Here is a 24,855-nt window from a genome sequence, read left to right as displayed (position 1 = left end):
TTTATAAAAATGCTACAGAATAAAAAACAGGAGGAAAAAGTTATGTTCAAGAAGAAAATAACGGGGTTGTTATGTGCTTTGGTGGTGGCCTTAAGTGCAGTGATTCCGGCATATGCTGACCCAGAGGTACCACTTACAGACGTGGTCATTCACAAGATGAAGGTAGCACAAGGAACCTCCTTGGAAGATCATGACGGCGAGGAAATCACTGATTTTACCGGAACCAATCTGGCCGGTGCCGAAGGGCTGGAAGGGGTTGTCTTTGAATTTTGGCAGATAAGAGACACAGCTACCGATGCAGAATTGGATGCTATTGGTGCACTTACAAACTATGATGCAATAAAAAGTTACTTTGATGCCAACCCAGGTCTGGTTGGAGGACTTACCGGAGAGCTTGACCCGACGGATTCGAACGGTATGACAACAGCACATTTTCTATCAGAAGGAACGTATATATTCGCTGAGCAAAATGCGGATGAGCTGAACGTAACAGAATATTTAGGGGTTCCGTTCATGCTGTCACTTCCGGTTACAAAGGCAAATGGTACAGAGAATTTTGGAATTGGTGCTAAGGCACTCCATGTATATCCTAAGAACGTGGTGGATTCCCCGGATCTGGAGCTTTTAAAAGTGAACACGGAGAATAACCCCATCGGTGATGCAACATTTGAAATCCGGAAATGGGTCGAAGATAGAGTGGATGAGGGCGGAAATCCGCTTGCCCCTGGCTATGTAAAGGACACTTCTCTTGGCAATAACGGATCCATCACAATTACGGATGCCGGACTGACGCTGCAAAATATCTCGGCGGGAAAATACCAGTTGGTGGAGACTGTGGCACCAAATGGCTATTTACTGGATACCAGACCTGTGTCCTTTGAAGTGTCCGCAGGTCAGATTACAGCAACGAATGGTCCCAATTATACATTTCAAGATGGTCCTTTGATTAAAATCAAGAATGAAGCAAGACCATCGATTGAAAAAGAAGAAGACGCCGGCGGGACCTCCCAGGTCGGTGAGACCGTTAACTGGTCGATTAAGGTAAGCGTACCAAAAGATATAGAAACTTATACAAAGTTCAATGTCACAGATACGATTGATACTCGTCTTGATTTTAAGGGAACTGCTTCAGCAGACGGATTTCAGGTGAAAGCGGCTGACGGCACCGTCTTAACAGCGGGAACACATTATACGGTAAACTATGCATCCAATGTCTTGACGGTTGCGTTTAACCCTGCTTCGATCAAGGATTTTGAAGGGCAGAAGATTACAATTTCCTATGCAACCAGCATTAATGATACAGCGGTTATGGGTTCGGAGATTCCGAATGATGCAAAGCTGAACTTTACAAACAACACAGGAACGGACACAGAGGACGATCCCCAGGGTCCGGTGGAGCCGCCGACAATTCCAACGGTCTGGACCGGTGGCGCACAGTTTAAAAAGGTAGATGGCAAGGATAATACGATTATGCTGCCCGGCGCTGAGTTTAAGATTTCAAAAAATGCAACGGGTACTGATTTGTTAAAATGGACACAGGCTTTGATTGATGCAAATGACACATCGAAATTTGTAACCCCTGTTGTCGGTGCGGATGTTGTCATGAAATCCCAAAGTGATGGTGTTTTTGAAATTAAAGGTTTAAAGGGGGGATACTATTGGCTGGTAGAGACAAAGGCACCAAGCCTGAACGGTTCACAGTATAATCTGTTAAAAACTCCGGAATCCTTCTCAATTACCAAGGAAAGTTATAATGGGGAAATCTTTATAAAAGTTGAGAATAACAAAGGGCTTCAGATTCCTCAGACCGGCGGAATCGGATCGCTCATCCTTACCGTCGGAGGTATTACGATGATGATTGTGGCGGCGTACTTCCTGAAAAAAGGAAAGCGTACAAACGCAGATTAACCGATTGACGGATCCTACATAACTATAGAAATCGCATTGACAGCTTCGAGGGAAGCTGTCAATCGAGAAGTGTTCTGCAGCGTGAACAGTATGTTTGACATGGCTGCAGAATACTTTTGGGTTGACAGAGAACTTTAGGGAGGTGCCATGAAAAAAAGAATATTACATATTCTGTGTGGAAGAACAATTTTTCTGGTTGTCTTTTTTATTGGACTGCTGACTTTTCTCTATCCGTTGATTTCCAGCAATATAAACCACAGAAGTCAGACTCAGGTGATTTCGAATTATGACGAGAAGATGGATCGGATGGAGGAAGGGGAAAGGCAAAGACAGCGGGAAGAAGCGGTACGCTATAATGCGTATGTGAAAGATCTTGAAGGCAGCAGATCGGAAACAATTACGCCGCGGGAGAAGGAGGCCATGGAACGTGTCAACATTGAAATGAAAAATATTGGTGAAGTACTGGGATATGTTGAGATTCCCAGGATTGATATAGAATTGCCGATTTACTATGGAGAATCCGACGAGATCCTGAGTCGGGGGGCAGGGCTGATGCCGAAAACTTCACTTCCGGTCGGGGGGGATAGCACGCACTGTGTAATCAGTGCACACCGCGGACTCCCATCGGCAAGGATGTTTCGCGATCTGGATCAGATGGAGATCAAAGATGTGTTTTTCTTACATGCCGCTCAAGAGACACTGGCATACGAAGTAGAGAGTGTCCGCGTGGTTTTGCCAACGGACATCTCAGCGCTGGAGATTGAAGAAGGCCGTGATCTGGTAACCTTGATCACCTGTGATCCCTATATGATTAACAGCCATCGAATGCTGGTTCGCGCCCACCGAACCGAATATAACGAAGGCGTAAAAGCAAAAAGTCAGGACAGAAAGATTTCGCCACTCGTCAAGTATCAGGAATATCTGTTTGTCATCGTTTTTTTTGCAATTCTGATACTTTTTATAAAATTCATTCAAACAAGAGTAAAGAAAAGAACCTATGAAGAAAATTGGAAATAAAGTATGGCGCATATTTTTAGTTTTGTTTTTTATTGCAGGAGCATCGGTTGTACTGTATCCTGTAATTTCCAATGCAATTAACCAGAAAAATCAAACGGTCGTAATATCGAATTATGAAGAAGAATTAAAAAAACTCTCTGAGGAAGAGAAGGAGAAAAAGCTACAAGCGGCGAGAAAATATAATCAGCAGCTTTCCGATTCCAATCTAACGATTCAAGATCCCTTCTCCGGGGAGACGACGCAAAACAATCAGAGCTTTTTAAATATCGGAGAGATTCTCGCCTATATTGAAATTCCTCAGATTGATGTCTTTTTACCGATTTATGACGGCATGAGTGAAGCGATTTTGCAAGTCGGCGTCGGCTGGATGGAGGGAACGTCTATGCCGGTGGGCGGCGAATCTTCCCATTGCGTACTGACCGGACATCGTGGCCTGCCTGAGGCTAAGTTATTCAGAGATCTCGATAAGCTGAAAAAAGGAGATGTTTTCTGGGTTAAGAGCCTCGATGAAAAACTCTATTATGAGGTTTATAGCACGGAGGTGATTAAACCAATGGATATTGACAAGCTTCATATTGAACCGGGCTGGGATCTTATGACGCTGTTGACATGCCATCCGTATATGATAAACAACGAACGACTTCTGGTACATGCCAGACGCGTGGACGAACCGTCAAGCACAGAACTTGACCGGATCTCTACGGAATCAGGGGCAATGAATCAGGACAAGCTTCTTGTGGGAGTAATTGTTGGCGGTGGATTGCTTCTGCTGTTGGTGGTAAGAAAAAGACGCAGAAAGAGTAAGGAAGATGACAGCAGATGAAAAAGAAGAGACAACGAATGATCGGCTGGAGCCTGCTGATATTGGGGATTGGTATGTTTTGCTATCCGCAGATTGCAAAATATCTGAGCGCACAAAATGACAGTATACTGGTTTCCAGTTATCGGGAATCTGTTACGACAATGCCAGAAGACGAGAAAAAAGAGGCAATTCGAGATATACAGAAGATAGAAAAAGAGTTCGAAGAAAATACAAAAAAAGACTTCCAACAGGATCTGCAGTGGGACAAGTCAAATGATATTTTTGCAGTGCTTGAACTGCCTTCCCTGAAGATGGAACTGCCCATATACCTTGGCGCGACAGAAGAGAACTTAGGGCGTGGGATTGCGGTCATTCAAGGGACATCACTTCCCATGGGCGGAATTGGAACCCATTGTGTTCTGGCGGGACATTCCGGCTTTGCAAACCATGAATGGTTTAGTAAAATTAGTCATTTAGATTTTGGGGATGTATTTTACATCCATAATTTAGAGGGAACTCTTTCCTATAAGGTGAACAAAAAAGAAGTCATCGATGAGACGGATACCGGAAAACTGCAGATACAAGAAGATAAGGATCTGGTTACGTTACTGACTTGTACTTATCTGGTTAGCGGAGAGAAAAAACGCCTGATTGTGACTGGTGAACGGGTTTGATGGGTAAATATGGAAATTAAATACATCAAAACACCAATTCAGGATGTTATATGTTTGTTAGACAAAGATATTACTTATAATAAAAAGTTGTTATCCTTTGTTTCGTCAGCATGACTGCAATAAAAAAAGGTGAAAGAAGTAAAGGATACAAAAGATGAATACTTATAGTCGAACCCTTTTTTGAATACGGGCATATATCATGAGGGATGAAGGGAAAATATGTTAAAGATAATTCTATGTGACGATGACAGAGATTCCGTCCGGAAGTGTGCAAAACTCATCTCCGGGATTGCTGAGAAAAACCAATTGGAGGTTATGATTTCCTGCTTTGAAAGTGGGGAATCCTTACTTTTTCACTACGCCGAAACACCGGATCAAATTGATATTCTCTATTTAGATATCATGATGAATGGAATGAATGGAATGGAAGTTGCGCATCAAATGCGGAACTACGGATGCAAGGCTCAGATTGTTTTTTTGACAATCAGTGAAGAATATGTATATGACGCCTTCGATGTGAATGCGGTTCGGTATCTGTTAAAAGGGGCCACGAGTTATAAAAAATTCGAGTCTACTTTTCTTAGGGCGGCAAAGCTGGCTGCATTGTCGGAAGACCGACTGTTTACCTTTGAATTCGACGGTGAGACTGGTGTAATCCCAATGCGTCAGATTTCCTATTTTGAAATCTGGCAAAGACGTGTTACCATACATTACGGTGATGAAAAAACGGCAAAATTCTATGGAAGGATGGAACAATTAGAAGTGAAGCTTCGTGGAGATGATTTCGTACGGTCTCACCGGTCTTTCCTTGTGCATTTACCCTATATTGCAAAGTTTTGTCGCCATAACCTAATTTTAAAGACCGGGGAGCTTGTTCCGGTCGGCGTGACTTATATGGATTCCCTGAAAAGAGAATTTGCAGAGTATATCACACGCTTTCATGTTTATGATTCTGAAGATATTAAGGATGAGTGAAGGGACTTGCAGCCTGATTGAATAAGCTGTGAGCCCCTTGTTTTTGTTAAGTCAGTTTACTGTCTTGAATGCGCTCATAATTATCCGCTACAGACTTCCAGTTGATGATATTATAAAATGCTTTTATGTAGTTGGCACGGACATTTTTATATTTCAGATAGTAAGCATGTTCCCAGACATCAATCCCAAGAATCGGAACATATCCCCAGTCTTCCATCAGAGGATTGTCCTGATTCGGGCTGGAAGAGAGCCTCAGCCTGCCATCAAAATTGGCAGACAGCCAGGCCCATCCGGAACCAAATCGACTGACAGCCAGCTCATTCAGTTTTTCCTGAAAAGATGAAAAACTTCCAAACGCATCATTGAGCAGACTTGCAAATGCACCGGAAGGCTCCCCGCCGCCGTCTGGGCCGATGGTGGAAAAGTAAAGATTGTGATTGTAGAATCCACCTCCATTGTTCCGGAGGGTCTGACGTAATGAATTGTCGCTGATATCCCACAGTGAAGATAATAGGGATTCAATATTTTTTTCAATACCCGCCTTTGCCACAGCATCATTCAGATTCTTTGTGTAGACAGCATGATGTTTGGCGTAGTGGGTTTCTATTGTCTGTGCATCAATATATGGCTCCAGAGAATAGTAGGAATAGGGTAATTTATATTGTGTATACATGAAGATACCTCCTGTCTTGTAAGAGTAGGTTCAAGTTCTCAAATTTACATTGTTAGTATAAACTAACCAGAGTATACCAATCTTGACTAAAATTGTCAAGTATTTTTTTGAGATTTGCGGGGGAAGGATTTTAACGAATTCATGTTAAAAGAGGAAATTATGGGTATCTTGTGATATACTTCTATTCAGAGTACGATTCATCTGAAAGGCGATGAAAATATGAATAATAAGCGGATCAATACACATGAAGATGTTTTGATGCCGGACAAGAATATACCCGTGAGGGCTTTTTACTTCGAGTATAATAAGCCGGGTGAATTATTCGATTTACACTGGCATGAACATATAGAGATCACCTACGTCATTGAGGGGGCTATGGATGTAGAATGTGAAGGCCATCTGTTTCATACAGGAGCAGGGGAAATTATCATGATAAATCCTTATGAGCTTCACATTTGTTCCCATATTCAGGTGCCCTTGCGGCTTTACTGTATTATCTTTAATGTAGAAATACTTAAAAGCGGGTTTTTTGATATGTCAGAAAGCAGGTACATGCAGCCGATTCTTGGCAAGGAAATTATATTTGAAAACAGTCTAGGTCGTAACGAACAACTGGCGGGACATATCGTAATGGCTGTTAATGAGATGGAGAAGGAAGAAAGCGGGTACGAATTAGCAATCAAGGGAAATATCATGGAAATCCTGGTTATCTTACTGCGCCAATATATGGTACGTGTACTGACCAATTCGGAACGTGAGATGAAGATAAAGAATAACAGCCGTATCAATAATGTCGTAGATTATATAAATCATCATTATATGGAGAACCTGACCATAGAACAGATAGCGGAAGCAGCCTACATCAGCAAATTCTATTTATGTAAGATCTTTAAGAAGACCTTACATCAGACTGTGATAGAATATCTGCACGACGTGCGCATCAGTCATGCGAAAGAGCTGCTTAAAGAAACTGATATGAGTATCAGTGAGGTGGCATTTGCTGTTGGATTCAATGATTTTAGCTATTTTAGCAGGGTTTATAAACGCAAAACCGGAGTTTCTCCATCTAAGACAAAAAAACAATGTGAGGTGCATACAACTTTGTAGTATCAGAATACACCCTAATCGGGTTGCTTTCTCATGTTTGTTCGAGTCCCAAAGTCCTGCTTTTTCATGCAAGCATGAAAAAGCAGGACTTTTTGACCAATATAATGCTAAAACATCCCAATATAAGCAATGTTTTCTACAAAAGGCTGCACTATAATAGGTTTATACAAAAACGTTGTACGAATCAATGCCTGTATCTTATTGATAAAATCTGTTCAGGAGGAGAAGATGAATCAATCTATCATATACTGGAAATGGGATGACCATTCGATGAAAAGCAATCTTATCGAAAAACTTGCCGACTTAACCGACCGTTTTGGTGCAGATGCAATCAGTGTTGCAGACCACTGGGTACGGGCTCCCTTTGATGATGAGGTGCTGCAGGGACACTTCCGTGAATGTGCCGATTATCTGCACAAAAAAGGGAAAAAGCTGTATGCAGAGACTTGTATCCGCAAGGAAGGAGCGGGTTTTTTTAAACAGTACCCTAAGGACCGGGCCTGGCTTGCACACATGGTAGAAGTACAATTGGATGAAAACGGCAACGCATCCGTGGAACTTGACATTGAACCTGTATATCATTTCTGGCGCGTAAGTGGTGAGAACGGGCCGGATGTTGTTCTGGGCGCCTGGGCATTTCAAAAACACTCAGACACAGAATACGTGCCGGAAAGCTGTCAGGTGATTAAGGACAGGGTGATAATCAATAATTCTTTACAAAAGACGGCGGAAGGCAGACCAAAAAACACGTTATCGATTCAGGGCGGAATGGAGAGTGCGGGCAAAACCGCACTGGCCATTGTAGGAACTTTGCAGCCGATTCCAGATCTTGCTTCCCCACATTTAATGGATTACTACCGAACAATGCTCAAAACGGCGAAAGCAGCGCATGTCGACGGAGTATTCAGCGATGAGTGGGGTTACGATGTAATTCTGGAAGTACAAGAAGACAGACCGAATGAACATAATAATAATTTGCTTATCCGTCATCTGTCTGTCTCAGATGCGATGGCCGGACATTATCGAAAGATCTATGGCGGCAGAGATATGTATCAGGATATGCTGTGTTTATACTATGCACCTGCCGGACAAGAAGAGAAGAGTATTGCAGCAATTAATCGTTACAATGAGAATCTGCGCCAGATCATGGCTGATAATGACAGAAAGATGCTAAAGGCCGTAAAAGAGATTCTTGGACCGGATGCGTTCTATGGCGTTCATCCGACCTGGTGGGGGAGTGTTTCAGCGTTGAATTTCGAAGTCTTTAAAAACGGGTTCTATTGGTGGGACGCAGTCCGCGATATTGCACAAACCGATGAAACCGTTTTGATGCCGATCCGGACTGCCCTGGCTCACAAGTGGGGCAGCAGCATCTGGTACAATATGTGGTACTCCATGGGTACTTTGGATATAAAAACATATTACAAAGAAACCTGGAATAATGTTAGGTTTGGCGGAAGAACCCACTATCTTGGCTATGAATGCCCCAATGAGCCAAATGTTCTTCAATTATATCAGCCGGGTCTGCTCGAGGAACTAGAAAAGATGGACAGCCGGGTCCGCCTGCTTGACGATCATCAAACGTCCCAGCCGGATTCGCGGGTCTTGATGCTGTTTGGCATGGAGGCTCTCACAAACTGGCGCCTGTATGACAATCCACATCCTGGCTGGACATCACAGAACAAGAATATGGAGAAGGTATTTCGTACTGCAGCGAAACTGTATGAGAAACTGCTGTTTGATTTAGTACCGACGACGGAAATTGCCAATGGCAGTCTGAAGATCGAGAATGGTAAAGCGGTATATGGGAACCAGACTTATGATATGGTCGTGCTGATGATGCCTGAGAGCATGGATCCCCGGTGTTTTGTTTTTTTACAGCAGCTTTCGCCAGATCAATTGCTTGTTTATGGAACAGGTACTAGATACAATAATGGCACTCTTTTATCGGAATCAGATTGCCAGATAATAGAAAGAGCGACCAGGGATTGCAGGATTCCGAAGCCAGAAGTCCTTGCAGAGGAAATTCTTGCAGCAGAGGTAAGGCCGAACCGGTGGAAGAATGGCTGCCTGTTTCAAGATGGCAGCGCTATTTTTACCGGCAGCGGAGAATTGAACAGCAAAAATCCGCTGCAGGTAGACTGTTGTTTACATGGCAGGCATGTCAAGTTTACCGGTGAAGACTTTTTATTCATTCGATTGGAAGACGGAGCGGTCGAGGTATGTACGCCGAAACCAGGCATATTAAAGATAGACGGAAAAAGAACAACATTTCCCGTCGTTTGCGAGACAGGTGAAAGGAGTTAATATGAATTCATATGAGAGAGTAATGAACCGACTGGCCGGAAAACCGGTTGACTATTTACCCAATTTGAGCCTGACGATGATGTTCGCGGCAAAAGAAGCTGGTGTAAGCTTTGGAGAATTCTGCAGCGATTATCGGAAGTTAAGCGAGGGTGCACTGCGCTGCCATGAAAAATATGGGATCGACATGGTATGTGTGATTTCTGATCCGATGCGTGAAACAGAAGGTTTTGGCACAGAGGTAGTGATTCCCTCAGAGAACGTTCCGTATCCTAAGGTGCGGCGAATCAAAAATATCGAAGATATAGATACGCTCAAGGTCATTGAACCCTTTCAGTGCCGACGTATGAATGACAGAGTCGAGGCCGTTCGCTTTTTAAAGGAGCGGGTGCAAAACGATATTCCGGTCATCGGCTGGATTGAGGGTGCATTCGCAGAAAGCTGTGACTTAATGGGAATGCAGGAATTCTTTATGAACTTGATGGAAGAGCCGGATGCCATGAATCAACTGATGGATATCTGTATGGAACAGGGGCTGCGTTTTGCCCGAGCCCAGATAGAAGCGGGAGCGGAGATCATCGGTATCGGTGATGCCGCCTCCTCTCTGATCGGTCCTTCCCTATATGAAGAGTTTGCATTGCCTTATCAACAGAAACTCATCTCGGCGGTTCATGCCATGGGGGCTAAAGTAAAGCTTCATATCTGCGGTAATCTGAATCCGGTGTTACATTACGTTGCCCAGACCGGAGCAGATATCGTCGATCTGGATTCTATGGTTGACATGGAAGCAGCTGCAGATATTTTGCCTGAAAAGAGTAGTATCTGTGGTAATTTTAATCCTGTCCAGGTACTCTATAACGGAACGCCGCAGCTTGTACGGTCGGAAGTTGAGCGCTGCATGGGCATTGCAGATAAAAACCGCAGCATGATATCCCCAGGTTGTGAGATACCAAGGGACTCCGCTTCGGAAAATGTGTTGGCAATTCATCAGGCCATTGCAGAAAGGGGATTCCTTTGAGTAATCGTATTAAAATCGGAGAGATTAAGCCGAAAGGCTGGCTGGAAACAGAACTGAAAGAAAACATGTCCGGATGTATCGGTCATTTGGACGAACTGCTGCCGGAACTGCTTGTAGACCACGATATTTATGGTGATGACCGTCTAAAAGGCGGCGACAAGCTTAGAAAACTGGGGCGTAACGATAATGCAGCACCAGAGATGCAGGAAGAAAATAAGGAGCAGTTTTACTGGTGGAACAGCGAAAGCCAGTCTAACTGGCGGGACGGATATGTCCGTTCTGCGATTATGCTTGAAGATCAGACATATATAAAGCAGACGAAAGCCTATCTTGAAAAAATATTCAGTACCCAGGAGAATGGATATCTGGGGATCTATGATGAAAAATTAAGATTCAGATGCACGGGTGAGAACGGAGAACTATGGGCTCAGTCAAGTTTATTCCGCGGTCTGCTGGCGTGTTATGAAGGGTTTCAGGATGAGTCGATACTGGACAGGATATGCATGGCGGCGGATTGCATTATGAAGGGCTACCCGCAGGAACAGTCGCATCCCTTCGATGTTCACGAACCGTTTGCAGGTGTAGGACATGGACTGACCATCGTAGACTCCTTTGAATGGTTATACGAGATTACAGAAAATAGAGCATATCTAGAGTATGCCGTCTGGTTATACGAAGAGTATTCTGCTTATATGCAGTCGGAGTGTGATATCCAGATCCCGAATATCCGCCAGCCGTTCTATATTTTTAAAGGACATGCGGTACATACATTTGAACATATTCGTGCGTTAATCATCGCTGCTTTGGAAAAAGAAGAATACCAGATATTACTTGATCAGCTGATGCAGAAACTGCCATATTATCTGACACCGTCCGGGGCCCCGATCGGAGATGAGTGGATAGCGGGGAGGACAGCTGACGCCACCTGGACCGGGTATGAGTTTTGTACCTTGCAGGAAATGCTGCACACGTATGAGAGGATGGCTGTAAAAACGGGAGATGTAGTCTGGAATGAACGGATCGAATGGTTGTATTTCAATGCTGCAGAAGGGATGAAACATCCGACTGACAGCTCGATTATGTATCTGAAAACGGATAATTGTTATACCGCAGATGGTTACAAGAATCCGGATGATAAAAAACAGGACTGGAATCCGAGATACAAGTATTCGCCGACTCATCAGGATGCCGCTGTGTGCTGCGTGCCGAATTCAGGCAGAATCACGCCCTATTACATTCAGTCGCTGCTGCATATTGTGGAGGACGGATACCTGGCGGCCGGTTACGGACCTTATGTATATCAGGGCAGTTATGATCATGTTCCAGTAAGAATTGAACAGACTACAAGCTATCCCCTCGACCTGCATACCATATTTTATATCAAGACAGCAAAGCCGGTAAGGTTTTCCCTGCATTTACGTTTGCCGGGCTGGGCGAAGCAGATGACGGTAAACGGTAAAGTCTATGAAAATACAGGTGCGATATGTCGTGAAATTGTATTGGATCAGGAGTGGAAAGATGAACAGATTGAAATAAACTTTGAAGCAGATATCCGGTTTCGTACAGATTTTCAGCATCGTACATATCTCACCTGCGGGCCCTTGCTGTATTGTCTGGAACTGCCAGCAAAAGAAGAAGTGACAAAGGAAATGTGGGTGCCAGGTTTCACAGAAAAAGAATACCATCCGCTCAACAGGACTCTCGAGGAACTGGCGATTGCAAGAGAAGATTGGCCGGAATTTAAAGTGGTTTCCGATAAGGCGGCACACAGATGGGGGGAATTGAGAATCACCGGGATTTTTACCGATGGGCAGGAGAAAAAGCAGATAGACATGGTGCCGATGGCTCGAACGATTTTAAGAAAGATCACGTTTTTACAAAAGAGATGAATTTATTAAATATTTGCTTTATCGCAAAAGAGATTGAAACTTTATTGAAGAGTTTTGGTCTCTTTTTTGATATAATTATGATGAAAGCGTCAAAAGGTATTTTGACGCTAATGATACACTATTCATAGATAAAAGATGTTGGGGTCAAAAGTAATTTGACCCCTTATGATACACGGATTGTTACGCTCTTCGAGCTCTCACAAGTCTCCGCTCCGCTTCGGTCCGTGCTAAACGAACATCCACTGGATGTTCAGCACCCTACAAACATTCGAAATACACCCTAATCGGGCTGCTTTCTCATGTTTGTTCGGCTCCCAAGGTCATGCTTTTTCATGCAAGCATGAAACGCAGGACCTTTTGACCCTGGTATCAGATAAAATAGACAAAAATGAAAAAGAAATATGTAGAATAATACCAAATATAATTAGAGTTAATTATTTCATATTGACTTTTAGTTAAATCGCATTATAATGAATTTAATATAATTTACAAACATTTATTAAATATTTTAGAAAAAATGAGTTTGTGGAATAGGATGAAAAAAATGAAAGTAAAAGAACTTGCCGAAATATTACATCTATCACCGTCAACAGTTTCTCTGGTCTTGAATGGCAGACCGGGAATCAGCGATGAAACCAGAAAAAAAGTAAAAGATGCCGTTGTTGAATTGGGCTGCGAGGACATGTTCAATATAAAAGAGAAAAAACAGGGGACACTTCTCTTTGTTGTATACAGAAAGAACGTGATTGGTGACGATAAAGCACATTATTTTTCACAGGTATTTTCAGAAATTATAGAGGGGGTTGAGCATCAGGCAAAAAACAGAGATTTTCAATTGATGATTACGTATACAGACGAACAAAGACTTGAAGAGGAACTGATCAGGATTTCTGAAGTCAATGCGGATGGAATATTGTTGCTGGCCACGGAGATGAAGGAAGGTCAGATCAATAACTTTTTAAAGCTAGGTATACCTACCGTAATGATTGATAATTACATGTTAAATCACCCATGTGATTGTGTGACAATTAATAATGAAATGGGAGTTTATGATGCGATTTCCTATTTAAAAGAGTTGGGACACAAAAAAATAGGATATCTTCATATCGTACAGAATGCAAAAAACTTTGAAGAACGATACTATGCTTTTCTTTCGGCGATGAAAAGGGTAAATCTAACCTTGGAAGAAAAGCTTATCCTGCAGTTTAACACCAGTGCTGGGAATAATCTGCGGGACAAATTACTGAAAGAACTTGGAGAATTGAAGGAGATGCCGACTGCTTTTTTTGCAGATAATGATATTATGGCTATTTTTGCGCTGCAGGCCTTAAAAAAACTAGGTTATAAAGTGCCAGAAGATGTATCACTCATAGGGTTTGATAATATGCCGATGAGTGAAATGATGGAAACCCCGCTGACAACAATTTATTCTCCGAAAAAGAAGTTGGGAGTTGCAGCAGTGAACCTGTTAATAGACAAGATGGAAGAGTCTTCTGCCGGGAGTTTTAAGATGGAGATTTCTACATCTTTAATTGTAAGGAAAAGTGTAAGGAATGTAAGGGAGGAAGATGAATGAAAAAGAATAAGCGGTTTCCTTTTGTATTTTATGGAGGCGATTATAATCCGGATCAATGGGACGAAGATACCATTGACAGAGATATGGAGCTATTTCACAAAGCAGGTGTTAATTTAGTAACGCTTCCGGTTTTTTCATGGGCTAAATTAGAGCCCGAAGAGGGTGTTTATTGTTTTGAATGGCTGGACAAAATCCTGGAGAAGTTATTGGCAAACCATATCAATGTATTTTTATCTACACCTACTTCAGCGCAGCCTGCATGGCTTTCAAAAAAATATTCCGAGGTTCTTCCAGTGGATATTGCCGGAAGAAAAAGAACGCATGGAATGAGAGTGTTTTTCTGCGTGAATAGTAAAAAGTATCGGGAACGCGCAGCCGCCATAGCAGAAGAAATGGCTAAAAGATATCAGAATTATCCGGGACTGCTTGGCTGGCATGTGGCAAATGAATATGGAACCTATTGCTACTGCGATACTTGCCAAAGAAAGTATAGAAACTGGCTGAAAGAAAGATATCAAACGGTTGAAAACTTAAATAATAAATGGAATACCTCTTTCTGGGGCAGAACAGTCTATGATTTTGATGAAATATATATCCCCTCGGAGTTAAATGATGATTATCGATTCTTTCCTGCTGCAGAATTGGACTATATGCGGTTCATGACCGATTCTACAAAGGACTGCTTTTTAAACGAAGCAGAGATTCTTCGGAAATACACTCCGGATATTCCGGTATTCAGTAATATATCCGGCTACATAAAAAAATTAAATCAATTTGCTATGACAGATGTTATGGATGTAGCTGCCTGGGATAATTATCCTTCCCCAAAAGATGATCCAAGTTTTCCGGCCCTGAAACACGATCTGATGCGTGCTATGAAAGGCGGGCAGTCATATATAATTGCAGAACAATCACCGAATCAACAGAACTGGCAGCCGTATAATAAACTTAAAAGACCGGGACAAATTCGTACCTTGGCTTATCAAGGTATCGGGCATGGGGCAGATACCTGTCTTTTCTTTCAGATGCGTCAGTCCATAGGCGGACAGGAAAAGTTTCACGGCGCTATGATTTCACATGCAGACAGAGAAGATACTCGAATTTTTTGTGAAATGAGTCGGCTTGGGAAAGAATTAAGACAATTAGAGGATTGGAGTCTGGACGCTAAAATTAAATCCGATGTAGGTATCATCTTTGATTGGGAAAATTGGTGGGCATTAGAATTATCGAGTGGACCGACAAAGGATATGGATTATTTGGAACAGGTACATAAGTATTATAAAGCATTCTATGACAATAATATTTCTGTGGATATGCTAAAACTTACCAGTGACTTTTCAAATTATAAAGTTATCGTTGCTCCCTTACTTTATATGATCAAGGAAGGGGTGGCAGAAAAGCTGGAGATATTTGTGAAAAATGGCGGGAGACTTATCACTACATACATGAGTGGACTTGTCGATGAGAATGACAGATGTGTCTTTGGAGCCTATCCGGGAAAATTGAGAAAGATGCTTGGAATATGGGTAGAGGAAACGGATGCGTTGTACCCGGAAGAAAGCAATCAAATTGTATTGTCCGCAGATAAAACAAAGAAAAGATTTCGTTGTGGCTTTTTATGTGATCAGATACATCTGGAGAACGCTGAGGCATTGGCGGTGTATGGACAAGATTTCTACGAGGGAACACCATGTATTACTCTCAATGAGTTTGGAGATGGAAAGGCGTATTATATAGGAACGTGCCCGGAGGCTCTTTTCCTGAATAAAATGATGAAAAGTATTTGTAATGAGTGTGGTATAGGCGCTTCTTTTGAGACAAAGGACCGCGTAGAAATCTGTGTAAAAGAGGGGAACGATTGTAAACTGATTTTTATAATCAATCATGAGGATAAAAAGGCAGCTGTTAATCTGGGTAATGAGGATTATTTTGATGTATTTTCACGTAACAAAATCAAGGGAGAGGTAGTTTTGAATCCATATGATGTTATGATACTAGGGTCAAAATTATGATGAGAGGAAGGATTTATGCTTTATAAAAAAAATAAAAAAGAATTAAATGACGAACTTTTTGGCAATCCATCAAGTGAATATCGGGGAACACCATTTTGGGCCTGGAATTGTGAAGTTACAGAAGAAAAAATTGATAAGCAGATAGAGGTATTCCATGAGATGGGTTTTGGAGGAATACATATTCATCCACGTACGGGTATGGAGACACCTTACTTACAGGATGATTTTATGCATCTCGTAACGTATGCGGATAAAAAGGTAAAAACTGAGAATATGTTGTGCTGGTTATATGATGAAGACCGATACCCATCCGGAACAGCAGGTGGTAAAGTTACCGAAGATGTGCGATACCGGGCAAGGCATCTGCTTCTGACAACAGAAATAAAGCCAGAACTGGAGAACTCAAAGGAAACATTCGATCTGCGAGTGGCTAAAGGTGAAAAACCAGGGGGTTATTACCTTTGTGCTTATCGTATTAAGATCGAGAAGGGTTATCTTACGGCATACAGGCAGATTTTAGGTCCGCAGCCATCCACAGATTGTGACCGGGTAAGTAAATCTGAAGGGACACTCTGGTTCGCGTATGTAGAGCTGATGAAAGAAAGCCCATGGTTTAATGATCAGACATATGTGGATGTGATGAATAAAGAGGCAGTAGAATGCTTTATAAAAGTAACACATGAACGATATTATGAAGTTCTCTCAGATGAATTTGGGAAATCTATTCCTGCAATTTTTACAGATGAACCGCAAGTGAAAGGCTCGATGGCACTCAGCGATGGCGGTTGTACGGAGGATGTCACTTTAAGCTTTACAGATGACTTGCCAAAGACATACAAAAACGCATACGGTATTGATTTGCTCTGCGTACTGCCGGAGATTCTGTTTGAACTACCCGGAGGGGTGCCTTCCCTGCACCGCCTGCAGTATCACGATCATCTTTGTGAACGATTTGTATCTGCTTATTCGGATACAATTGCTGACTGGTGTGAAGCGCATCATATCTATATGACAGGTCACTATATGTCGGAGCCAACTTTATATTCACAGACACTTCGTTTGGGAGAAGCCATGCGCTGTTATAGAAAACAGCAGCTTCCCGGAGTTGATATTCTCTGTAATGATCCGGAATATTCAACAATCAAACAGGCTTCTTCTGTAGCTCATCAATATGGAAGAGAAGGTGTATTGAGTGAGCTTTATGGTGTGACACAGTGGGATCATGATTTTAAAGGACATAAGATTCAAGGTGACTGGCAGGCAGCCCTCGGTGTTACTGTCCGAGTACCGCATCTTGCATTCATGTCGATGGAAGGTGAAGCAAAAAGAGATTGGCCGGCATCGATTAACTACCAATCACCCTGGTGGGAACAGTATTCTTATATCGAGAATTATTTTGCACGTTTGAATACAGTACTTACCAGAGGTACTGCACGGGTAAAGGTAGCGGTGATTCATCCAATCGAATCCTATTGGCTTGCATACGGACCGGTGGGACAGACAGGAATGCTGCGCGAACAGATGGATGAAAATTTTAAAAATATGATTTCATGGCTATTATTTGGTCTGATTGACTTTGATTTTTTGTCAGAATCATTACTGGCAGAACAAGATTGTTTTGCAGGGGAAGACGGGACTTTGCGAATAGGAAAGATGAGATATGAAGCAGTTATCGTTCCAGAGTTATTGACTGTCAGAAGTACGACACTTCATTTGGTAGAGAAGTTTGCTGCATGTGGAGGAAAGCTTATTTTTATGGGGAAGGTGCCATCCTATGTTGATGCAGAAGAGAACATAAGTGTGAGCAGACTTACCCAAAAAGCATGTCAGATATCTTATGAAAAAAACGCACTTCTGTCTGCTATGGAACCCATGAGGGAGGTTGGCGTTTACCATCAAAATGGGAAAGCATTCGATAATCTTTTTTACCAAATGCGCCAGGAAGGAGAAGCCAGATGGTTATTTATCTGCCATGCCCTGGACCAGAAAGAAAAAGCGGATCAATCGGAAACAGCCTGCGTAAAAATACGTGGAATTTGGAAAGTATTTGTTTACAATGCCCTTGATGGACATATCTGTATGGAAAAAACAGACTATCAGGAAGGCTGGACCTTGATTGATAAAGAGATGTATGCTGAAGATAGCTATCTGTGGAAATTAGAGCCATATGAAGATAAAGAAGCCGAAATATATAAAAAGATAGAAATATGGAAAGAAGAATCAGACTTCCATAAAATAAGAACCGGAAAATGTGCAGAGACATACAATTTAGTAGCGGAAGAGAAGTATGAGGGGAAGAATAGTAAGCAGCATCTGCTGTGCACAATACATGAGCCGGATGCCTATACACTGGATGAACCGAATGTATTTCTGCTGGATCATGCACGATGGCGATTGAATGACGGTGAATGGATGCCGGATGAAGAGATTCTGCGGCTGGATAATAAGATCAGAATGATATTGGGTTATCCTCCAAGGCAGGATGCTTATATACAGCCCTGGAGACTAGGCATGGTGCCGGAGAAGGAACGGGTAACTCTATATTATGAAATAGAATCGGCAATCGGGTTACCTGCCATATCAATGGCAGTGGAACGGCCGGAAAAGTTGGTTCTGTTCTGGAACGAAAAGCCTTGTACCGTTGATAAAACAGGGGCATATTATGTAGATGAAGGGATTCGTGTAGTAAATCTTCCAGAGCTTAAGAAGGGGATCAATACGCTGCGTATTGAGATACCATTTGGAAGAAAAACAAATCTAGAAAGTATTTATCTGCTTGGAGATTTTGGAGTATGGGTCAGGGGAACCAAAGCGGTGATAGTCGATCGTGAAGAACAACTCTGCTTTGGCGATATTACGCGGCAGACACTGCCCTTTTATGGTGGGAGTGTGATATATCATATGCACTTTACATTAAAAGAAGATGCAGATATAAGTGTCCGGATTCCACACTTTGCAGCACCAGTTTTGTCATTAGCCATAGATGATAAGATGATAGGACCGGTTGCTTTTGCTCCGCATATACAGCATGCGGGTGTCTTAAAGGCAGGAATACACAAACTGGATATAAAAGTATATGGTAATCGCTATAACACATTTGGAACTTTGCATAACTGCAATCCGGAATTTAAATGGTACGGTCCGGACTCTTATCGGACCAATGGAAGTGAATGGAGTGAGGCATGGTGTCTTCGTCCATTTGGTATTTTATCGAGAGTAGAGATATTGGCAGTAAACTGAAAATAGTAGATGATACCTTGGTTTATTTTATAATAGTGGGTGGAATTGATGAGATTATTCAATTCCGCCCACTATTTTTGCTCTGATTATCTGTAAAATATCCATAGTTTACTAATAATATTTGATTCAAATTTCATATTGCCGACCTTATAATGATACAAGGGTAAAAAGCTTATGTGTTTTTCGAAGGAGGTATATCATGCATGGTGTTACGATACTAGCAGGACCATCAGACTGGGAAATATTGCAGCAGGAAAAGGGGTATGCACAGATCACTTTAAAAGGTACTTATAAAGTGCATTCAGCTGCACTGGAAGTAGGAGTACAATCGGCAATGCCGGTGATCAGGGTGATAAAAGAAGAAGATAATATGGCAGTGATTCCCTGGAGCGCAGCAAACAAAGTGACAAAGAAGGAATATTTTACAGGAGAATTTGAGACAACACTTATCATACCGTCCGGCGGCCTATACCGCATCGAAACTGGTTTGGAGACTAGAAGTGTACAAAGCGATCTGTCCTGGATGTTTCGCGGGGATTGTGTTCTTCATGTAGGGGTTGGGAATCTGTTTATTATTGCAGGTCAATCGAATTCAGCAGGATACAGCAGAGATTATTGTATGGATCCCCCGGATGTATCTGTCCATTTATTTCGAAATCGAGATCAATGGGATTTAGCCAGTCACCCTATGAATGAAAGTACGGATGCCGGCTCTATTGCAAACGAAGAGATGGGTATACCGGGCGTATCCCCGTATCTTTCCTTCGGGAAATGTTATGCTGCGTATACGCATATGCCTGTAGGACTGATTCAAACAGCTCTTGGCGGCTCTTCAATAAGAAGATGGAGACCAAACGAAGGAGATTTGTATCAGAATATGCTAGGTAAGATTCATAAGACAAAGGGAAGATATGCCGGAATCTTGTGGTATCAGGGGTGTTCAGACACGGATCCTGAATCCGCTCCATTCTATTATGAGCATTTCAAAGATTTTGTTCAATCAGTTCGAGAGGAATTAGGTTATAAAATTCATTTTTTTACGATGCAGCTGAACAGGCAGATCAATGGAAGTTATGACAGAGGCTGGGGGTTAGTGCGTGAGGCGCAGAAAAGAGCAGCCCGCGAAATCGAAGGTGTCACAACGCTGTCGACTACAAATTTGAATCTGTCAGATGAAATCCATAACAGTGCCCAGGCAAATGTGGTTTTAGGAGAAAAACTGGCAAAACAGTGCAGTAATGTTCTGAACGGCACAGAAGAATATGAATCACCGACTTTAAAGAATGTAGAGTTTACAGATATGGAAGAAAAAAAGGTTCTGGGTATAAGGGGAATCTGGTTGAAGCTTTCTTTTGCTCATGTAAAAACGTGTTTCTTGCTTTACTCAAGGCGGGGGAACGAAAGTGGATTTACTTTAGAGGATGAAGAGGGGGAGATAGAGATTAAAAGCATTCGCGCAAACCGTGAAGATAGGAACCATATATATCTTGAACTGGGAAGGATGGTTAACGGGGAGGCTTATTTATCTTTTGCATGGAAAGCAGATCCTGTAAGATTTCCTGTGGTGGATGAAGTGACCTATCTGCCGCCGTTATCCTTCTATAAGAATAAAATTACAATATCTTGAAAGCGAGGAAGAAAATCAACATGAATAATCTTGCATGGGATAATTTATACAGAGAAGCCCCGAAGTGGTTTAGGGATGCTAAATTCGGATTGTTCTTTCATTGGGGCCCATACAGTGTTCCGGCCTGTCAGAATGAATGGTATTCCAGAAATATGTATGCGAAGGGGACAGAGCAAAATCTTTATCATGAAAAGACTTATGGCAATCTTCATGACTTTGGATATAAAGACTTTTATCCGATGATGAAAGGAGAAAGATTTAGTGCAAAAGAATGGGCAGAACTTGTCAGACTTTCCGGAGCCAGGTATGCCGGACCTGTGACAGAGCATTCCGATAATTTTTCTATGTGGAACAGTAAAGTAAATCCGGTTAACAGTGTTAATTATGGACCACACAGGGATATTGTTGGAGAGTGTGCAAAAGAGTTCCGGGCAGAGGGAATTCATATGCTGGCTTCCTTTCATCACCAGTGGTTGTGGGGATGGTTTATGTCTTCTGATAATGAGGCAGATGTCTATATTCCGGATAATGAGAAGTTTTATGGACCAGCCTTGCCCCTGGAGACTAACCGTTATGACCCATATCGATATCCCGATCAGGCTTTTTGCAAGACCTGGGCAAAAAAAATATGTGAGGTGATTGATCAATATGCCCCGGATGTACTTTACTTTGACAGCCGGGCGTATATTATTGATGAGGCTTATCGCTACCAGGTTGCAGAGTATTACTATGGTTCACGGAATATTCATGACGGTATCATCACCTATAAGCAAGAGGATTTTCCAAAGGGAATCGGTGTCTATGATTTTGAGCGCGGACAATTTTCAAAACCCAAAGATTTTCCCTGGCAGTCCGATGATCGATTGGAAGATAACATCACATGGTGCATGGTTCAGGAACCCAAATATAAATCATCAGAACGCATCATTCATCAACTTTGTGACATTGTCTCGAAAAATGGAAACCTACTGTTAAATGTAGGACCGTATGCTGACGGATCATTTCATCCGGATGCAATAAAGATTCTTAAGGAGATTGGAGAATGGCTGTCTTTAAATGGAGAAGCTATATATGAAACCAGACCATTCTCAATTGCTGAAGAAGGTCCGACAGCCATAATAGACACTGACTTTGATGTTGACAAAATCGAAGGACAGCTGAATTTTTGTAACACTCCAGATGAACATAACGAGATATTTACTGCACAGGATTTTCGCTTCACTACGCATGGGGATACTCTTTATACGATTGCACTTGGATGGCCAAAGACAGGTGAATTCCATATTAATAGTCTGAAGACAAACGGTATTTACAAAAAGACCATTCAATGTGTTGAACTAATTGGATCAGGGGAACATCTGAAATTTCACAGAGATGCCAGGGGATTACATATAAAAGCTCCGGAAAGTAAACCTTGTGAATCTGCATATGTATTTAAAATTAATGGATAGTCACAGCAGGGAACAGAAAGGACTACTCCTTCTGTTCCCGATACTTTTCGTTTTGCATGGAGATATAATTTTTTAGTCCCTTTGAATCCATTTCTGCAAGAACCTGATTCCACATTTGTTCGGGATCATCCTCTCCTATAATGCATTTGACAAACGACTGAAACGCATCTGAGGTGTTCAGGCTCTCAACAGATTCTTTCGGAGCGTTTAGGAATACATAATCTCTTTTTAACTGCGTTGTATTGTCACGATACCATTCGACAGATTTCCTTGCGAGATCTACACATGGTTTTCCATAACGAAGATTATTAAGGGAACTATTTTCAAAATCTTTCCAGTCGTTTCCCCATCCAGCTAAAGTTTCAAAGAGCATAAGAGAGGGATACTTTTTCTTGAGGACAATACTTAGATTTTCGCCTTTAGTGTCGATTAAGCAGGTATAGTTACCGTTATCGTTAAGAGCATAATCTACATTTTCTATCCCGTATTTACAGAGCATTTTTCCATTTTCAGAAAGAAGAAATTCTAAGATAGATAGTATACGCTCTGCTTTTTCATCGCTCACAGACGAGGATAAATAGGATTCTGACCAGAATATATTGCTGGAATTACTATAGCGGATACCGTCCGACGCAGGAAATATGGGAAGTACATCGACACATGTTTCAAAGGGTTTATCATTTTGCTGATCCCAGCGCTCTTTTAATTCCATTAATGCAGAAGGCGAAGATTTGTATTCCAAAGCACCTAAATGTCCGCTTGCAAAGTCCTCCAGAACTGTTTGTGGGGATTTGCTGTAAAAATTCGGATCTAAGCTGTCAGATTGATAGAGTTTCCGATAAGATTTTACAACCTCCATAAATTTATCAGAGGTCCAGGATGGTATATATTGTCCGTCTTCAGAGATCCAGGCATATGTGTTACATTCCGGAGAGATGCCCAGTATCAGCCATTTACCAAGTGCCGTTAAATTGCTGACATTATAACCGATGGTATCATCCGCTCCATTGCCATCTGGATCGTCATGGACAAAAGCAGATGTCATAGAAAGAAAATCATCAAAAGATTGAGGATCTTTTATGTCCAGTGTATCCATCCAATCCCGTCGTACAAGCATGGCTGCATCGGTTGATCCAAGGATAGGATCAGTGAATGAATTTCTAGGAATAGCATAATAGTTCCCATCTTTATATTTGGTAAAAGAGGTAAGCGCCAGGACGTTGCTTAATAATGGGTAAGATGACATATCCTCGGGAAGAGCACGGATAGAGTTAGATTCAATCATATTAATAAAAGAACCTGAATCATGATTATCGTTAGAGGACAATGTCAGAGTGGCGAATATATCGGGCAGACTATGAGTACTGCTTAAAATTCGATAACGGTCCTTATAATTAGACCACGTCACAGACATCGGATGAAATGTAACATTAAAAAGCGACTCAATATACTGGGTTATGGCGTCTGGGTGCGATGCATTGAGCATTTTTTCTATATCCCAATAACCGATACTAATATCCAGATGCTGATCAAAAGATTGATTTTGCAAAGTTTCTGGCAGCACAGATTGATCTGGCAGTGTGCTTGTAACTGTATTATAATCACAACCGGATAAAAAAAGAATCAGACACAGGAAAAGGATTAGTTTTTTATTTATAAAAGGATTCATGGCTGCCTCCTGTTAAATAGTATTATTTTTCCGAAAATGGGTAGGAGTATCTCCGGTCATCTTTTTAAATACTTTGGCAAAATAAAAATAATCACTGAATCCAACCTGTGCAGCAATTAGGTAGATATTTTGGTCAGTATACATGAGCAGCCATTTTGCATGTGAAATCCGCAGATTGGTAAGGTGACCTATAAAAGTGATACCGGTCTCCTGGTGAAATAATTGACTGGCATAATTGCTGTTAAGGGAACAGTAATTTGCAGCGTCCTGTACTGAGATATCTTCCTGATAATGAGACTCTGTATAATCAATCATTTTTTGCACGGATTTATGTGAACTGGTCAGATGCTCGGGATTAAATTTATCAGAAGGATCCGTACTACAGTCTTTTTCTTCCTCACCTTTCCAAGCTTTCCTTCCTGTAATGAGAGAGCAGGCCTTTTGCATGGAGTCCATCAGTTCGTTTTTAGAAAAAGGTTTGAGACAATAACCAATCGCATTATGAAACATAGCTTTTTGTGCATATGCAAATTCTGCATATCCACTAATCATAATAAAAAGAGTTGGTATTTTTTCTTCCTGAGCAATTTGGAGAAGCTCCAGTCCCCCTATGCCCGGAAGACGCACATCAACAAAGGCAAGCTCCGGCTTGTTTAAACGTATATAGTTAAGTCCGGACAAACCATCGTAGAATTCATCCGTTATTTCAAAATATTGTTGATCTCGTATTGTAGAAATTAAACTTTTTATAACCCATTTCTCGTCATCGATAATAATTGCCTGATACATAATCAACATCCCCTCTTATGTAATTTGATGATACCAGGGTCAAAAGGTTCTGCGTTTCATGCTCGCATGAAAAAACATGACCTTTGGACCCGTAAAAACATGAGAACGCAACCCGATTAGGGTG

At 41.8% G+C, this 24,855-nt stretch carries 17 protein-coding genes; 14 read left to right on the top strand and 3 right to left on the bottom strand.

Annotated features, from left to right (window positions below; genetic code table 11):
- Positions 1-42 precede the first annotated feature (42 nt).
- From INP51_RS11625 to INP51_RS11605, 5 genes are all read left to right on the top strand, one after another.
- Positions 43-1,908, top strand: coding sequence for a SpaH/EbpB family LPXTG-anchored major pilin (locus INP51_RS11625; RefSeq protein WP_193735012.1), 1,866 nt, complete (start codon positions 43-45; stop codon positions 1,906-1,908).
- A gap of 147 nt (positions 1,909-2,055) precedes the next feature.
- Positions 2,056-2,925 (top strand): class C sortase, encoded by an 870-nt coding sequence (locus INP51_RS11620; RefSeq protein ID WP_193735011.1) that lies wholly within the window; start codon positions 2,056-2,058, stop codon positions 2,923-2,925.
- Complete coding sequence (locus INP51_RS11615) at positions 2,906-3,748, top strand: class C sortase (protein ID WP_193735010.1); 843 nt, start codon at positions 2,906-2,908, stop codon at positions 3,746-3,748. Before INP51_RS11620 ends, INP51_RS11615 begins: the two co-directional genes overlap by 20 nt.
- Positions 3,745-4,401: a class C sortase gene (locus tag INP51_RS11610; RefSeq protein ID WP_193735009.1), complete on the top strand. Its 657-nt coding sequence runs from the start codon at positions 3,745-3,747 to the stop codon at positions 4,399-4,401. Before INP51_RS11615 ends, INP51_RS11610 begins: the two co-directional genes overlap by 4 nt.
- A gap of 219 nt (positions 4,402-4,620) precedes the next feature.
- On the top strand, positions 4,621-5,376 hold the full coding sequence (locus INP51_RS11605; protein WP_193735008.1) for a LytR/AlgR family response regulator transcription factor: 756 nt from the start codon (positions 4,621-4,623) through the stop codon (positions 5,374-5,376).
- A 46-nt stretch (positions 5,377-5,422) separates the two neighbouring features.
- Here the strand turns inward: INP51_RS11605 and INP51_RS11600 are convergent, their stop codons facing one another.
- A complete protein-coding gene (locus INP51_RS11600; protein ID WP_193735007.1) occupies positions 5,423-6,049 on the bottom strand; it encodes a superoxide dismutase in 627 nt (208 codons plus the stop codon).
- Between the two features lie 219 nt (positions 6,050-6,268).
- Here INP51_RS11600 and INP51_RS11595 point away from each other — a divergent pair, with 219 nt between their 5' ends.
- From INP51_RS11595 to INP51_RS11555, 9 genes are all read left to right on the top strand, one after another.
- Positions 6,269-7,156: an AraC family transcriptional regulator gene (locus INP51_RS11595; protein ID WP_193735006.1), complete on the top strand. Its 888-nt coding sequence runs from the start codon at positions 6,269-6,271 to the stop codon at positions 7,154-7,156.
- A 228-nt stretch (positions 7,157-7,384) separates the two neighbouring features.
- Positions 7,385-9,463, top strand: coding sequence for a hypothetical protein (locus INP51_RS11590; protein WP_193735005.1), 2,079 nt, complete (start codon positions 7,385-7,387; stop codon positions 9,461-9,463).
- Position 9,464: 1 nt separating this feature from the next.
- On the top strand, positions 9,465-10,478 hold the full coding sequence (locus tag INP51_RS11585) for a uroporphyrinogen decarboxylase family protein (RefSeq protein ID WP_193735004.1): 1,014 nt from the start codon (positions 9,465-9,467) through the stop codon (positions 10,476-10,478).
- Positions 10,475-12,367 (top strand): beta-L-arabinofuranosidase domain-containing protein, encoded by a 1,893-nt coding sequence (locus INP51_RS11580; RefSeq protein WP_193735003.1) that lies wholly within the window; start codon positions 10,475-10,477, stop codon positions 12,365-12,367. Before INP51_RS11585 ends, INP51_RS11580 begins: the two co-directional genes overlap by 4 nt.
- Positions 12,368-12,911: 544 nt before the next feature.
- Complete coding sequence (locus INP51_RS11575) at positions 12,912-13,943, top strand: LacI family DNA-binding transcriptional regulator (protein WP_193735002.1); 1,032 nt, start codon at positions 12,912-12,914, stop codon at positions 13,941-13,943.
- Positions 13,940-15,955, top strand: a complete 2,016-nt coding sequence (locus INP51_RS11570) for a beta-galactosidase (RefSeq protein WP_193735001.1) — start codon at positions 13,940-13,942, stop codon at positions 15,953-15,955. Before INP51_RS11575 ends, INP51_RS11570 begins: the two co-directional genes overlap by 4 nt.
- A 15-nt stretch (positions 15,956-15,970) precedes the next feature.
- Positions 15,971-19,195 carry a glycosyl hydrolase family 2 protein gene (locus INP51_RS11565; RefSeq protein WP_193735000.1) on the top strand — a complete coding sequence of 1,075 codons (3,225 nt, stop codon included), beginning with the start codon at positions 15,971-15,973 and terminating at the stop codon, positions 19,193-19,195.
- A 199-nt stretch (positions 19,196-19,394) separates the two neighbouring features.
- Complete coding sequence (locus INP51_RS11560) at positions 19,395-20,822, top strand: sialate O-acetylesterase (RefSeq protein WP_193734999.1); 1,428 nt, start codon at positions 19,395-19,397, stop codon at positions 20,820-20,822.
- Between the two features lie 20 nt (positions 20,823-20,842).
- Positions 20,843-22,273 carry an alpha-L-fucosidase gene (locus tag INP51_RS11555; RefSeq protein WP_193734998.1) on the top strand — a complete coding sequence of 477 codons (1,431 nt, stop codon included), beginning with the start codon at positions 20,843-20,845 and terminating at the stop codon, positions 22,271-22,273.
- A gap of 22 nt (positions 22,274-22,295) precedes the next feature.
- Here the strand turns inward: INP51_RS11555 and INP51_RS11550 are convergent, their stop codons facing one another.
- Positions 22,296-23,942 carry a type 2 periplasmic-binding domain-containing protein gene (locus INP51_RS11550; protein WP_193734997.1) on the bottom strand — a complete coding sequence of 549 codons (1,647 nt, stop codon included), beginning with the start codon at positions 23,940-23,942 and terminating at the stop codon, positions 22,296-22,298.
- 12 nt (positions 23,943-23,954) lie between these two features.
- On the bottom strand, positions 23,955-24,731 hold the full coding sequence (locus tag INP51_RS11545; RefSeq protein ID WP_193734996.1) for a response regulator transcription factor: 777 nt from the start codon (positions 24,729-24,731) through the stop codon (positions 23,955-23,957).
- Positions 24,732-24,855 lie beyond the last annotated feature (124 nt).

Source organism: Blautia liquoris, assembly GCF_015159595.1.
Lineage (GTDB): Bacteria > Bacillota > Clostridia > Lachnospirales > Lachnospiraceae > Novisyntrophococcus > Novisyntrophococcus liquoris.
Note: the sequence above shows the minus strand (reverse complement) of the source record. Positions and strands in the feature narration are given on the sequence as shown.

Coding starts and splice junctions, on each gene's coding strand:
- INP51_RS11560 (WP_193734999.1), top strand. CDS start 19,395: ATGCATGGTGTTACGATACTAGCAGGACCATCAGACTGGGAAATATTG.
- INP51_RS11570 (WP_193735001.1), top strand. CDS start 13,940: ATGAAAAAGAATAAGCGGTTTCCTTTTGTATTTTATGGAGGCGATTAT.
- INP51_RS11595 (WP_193735006.1), top strand. CDS start 6,269: ATGAATAATAAGCGGATCAATACACATGAAGATGTTTTGATGCCGGAC.
- INP51_RS11590 (WP_193735005.1), top strand. CDS start 7,385: ATGAATCAATCTATCATATACTGGAAATGGGATGACCATTCGATGAAA.
- INP51_RS11620 (WP_193735011.1), top strand. CDS start 2,056: ATGAAAAAAAGAATATTACATATTCTGTGTGGAAGAACAATTTTTCTG.
- INP51_RS11605 (WP_193735008.1), top strand. CDS start 4,621: ATGTTAAAGATAATTCTATGTGACGATGACAGAGATTCCGTCCGGAAG.
- INP51_RS11555 (WP_193734998.1), top strand. CDS start 20,843: ATGAATAATCTTGCATGGGATAATTTATACAGAGAAGCCCCGAAGTGG.
- INP51_RS11575 (WP_193735002.1), top strand. CDS start 12,912: ATGAAAGTAAAAGAACTTGCCGAAATATTACATCTATCACCGTCAACA.
- INP51_RS11615 (WP_193735010.1), top strand. CDS start 2,906: ATGAAGAAAATTGGAAATAAAGTATGGCGCATATTTTTAGTTTTGTTT.
- INP51_RS11625 (WP_193735012.1), top strand. CDS start 43: ATGTTCAAGAAGAAAATAACGGGGTTGTTATGTGCTTTGGTGGTGGCC.
- INP51_RS11565 (WP_193735000.1), top strand. CDS start 15,971: ATGCTTTATAAAAAAAATAAAAAAGAATTAAATGACGAACTTTTTGGC.
- INP51_RS11610 (WP_193735009.1), top strand. CDS start 3,745: ATGAAAAAGAAGAGACAACGAATGATCGGCTGGAGCCTGCTGATATTG.
- INP51_RS11550 (WP_193734997.1), bottom strand. CDS start 23,942: ATGAATCCTTTTATAAATAAAAAACTAATCCTTTTCCTGTGTCTGATT.
- INP51_RS11600 (WP_193735007.1), bottom strand. CDS start 6,049: ATGTATACACAATATAAATTACCCTATTCCTACTATTCTCTGGAGCCA.
- INP51_RS11585 (WP_193735004.1), top strand. CDS start 9,465: ATGAATTCATATGAGAGAGTAATGAACCGACTGGCCGGAAAACCGGTT.
- INP51_RS11545 (WP_193734996.1), bottom strand. CDS start 24,731: ATGTATCAGGCAATTATTATCGATGACGAGAAATGGGTTATAAAAAGT.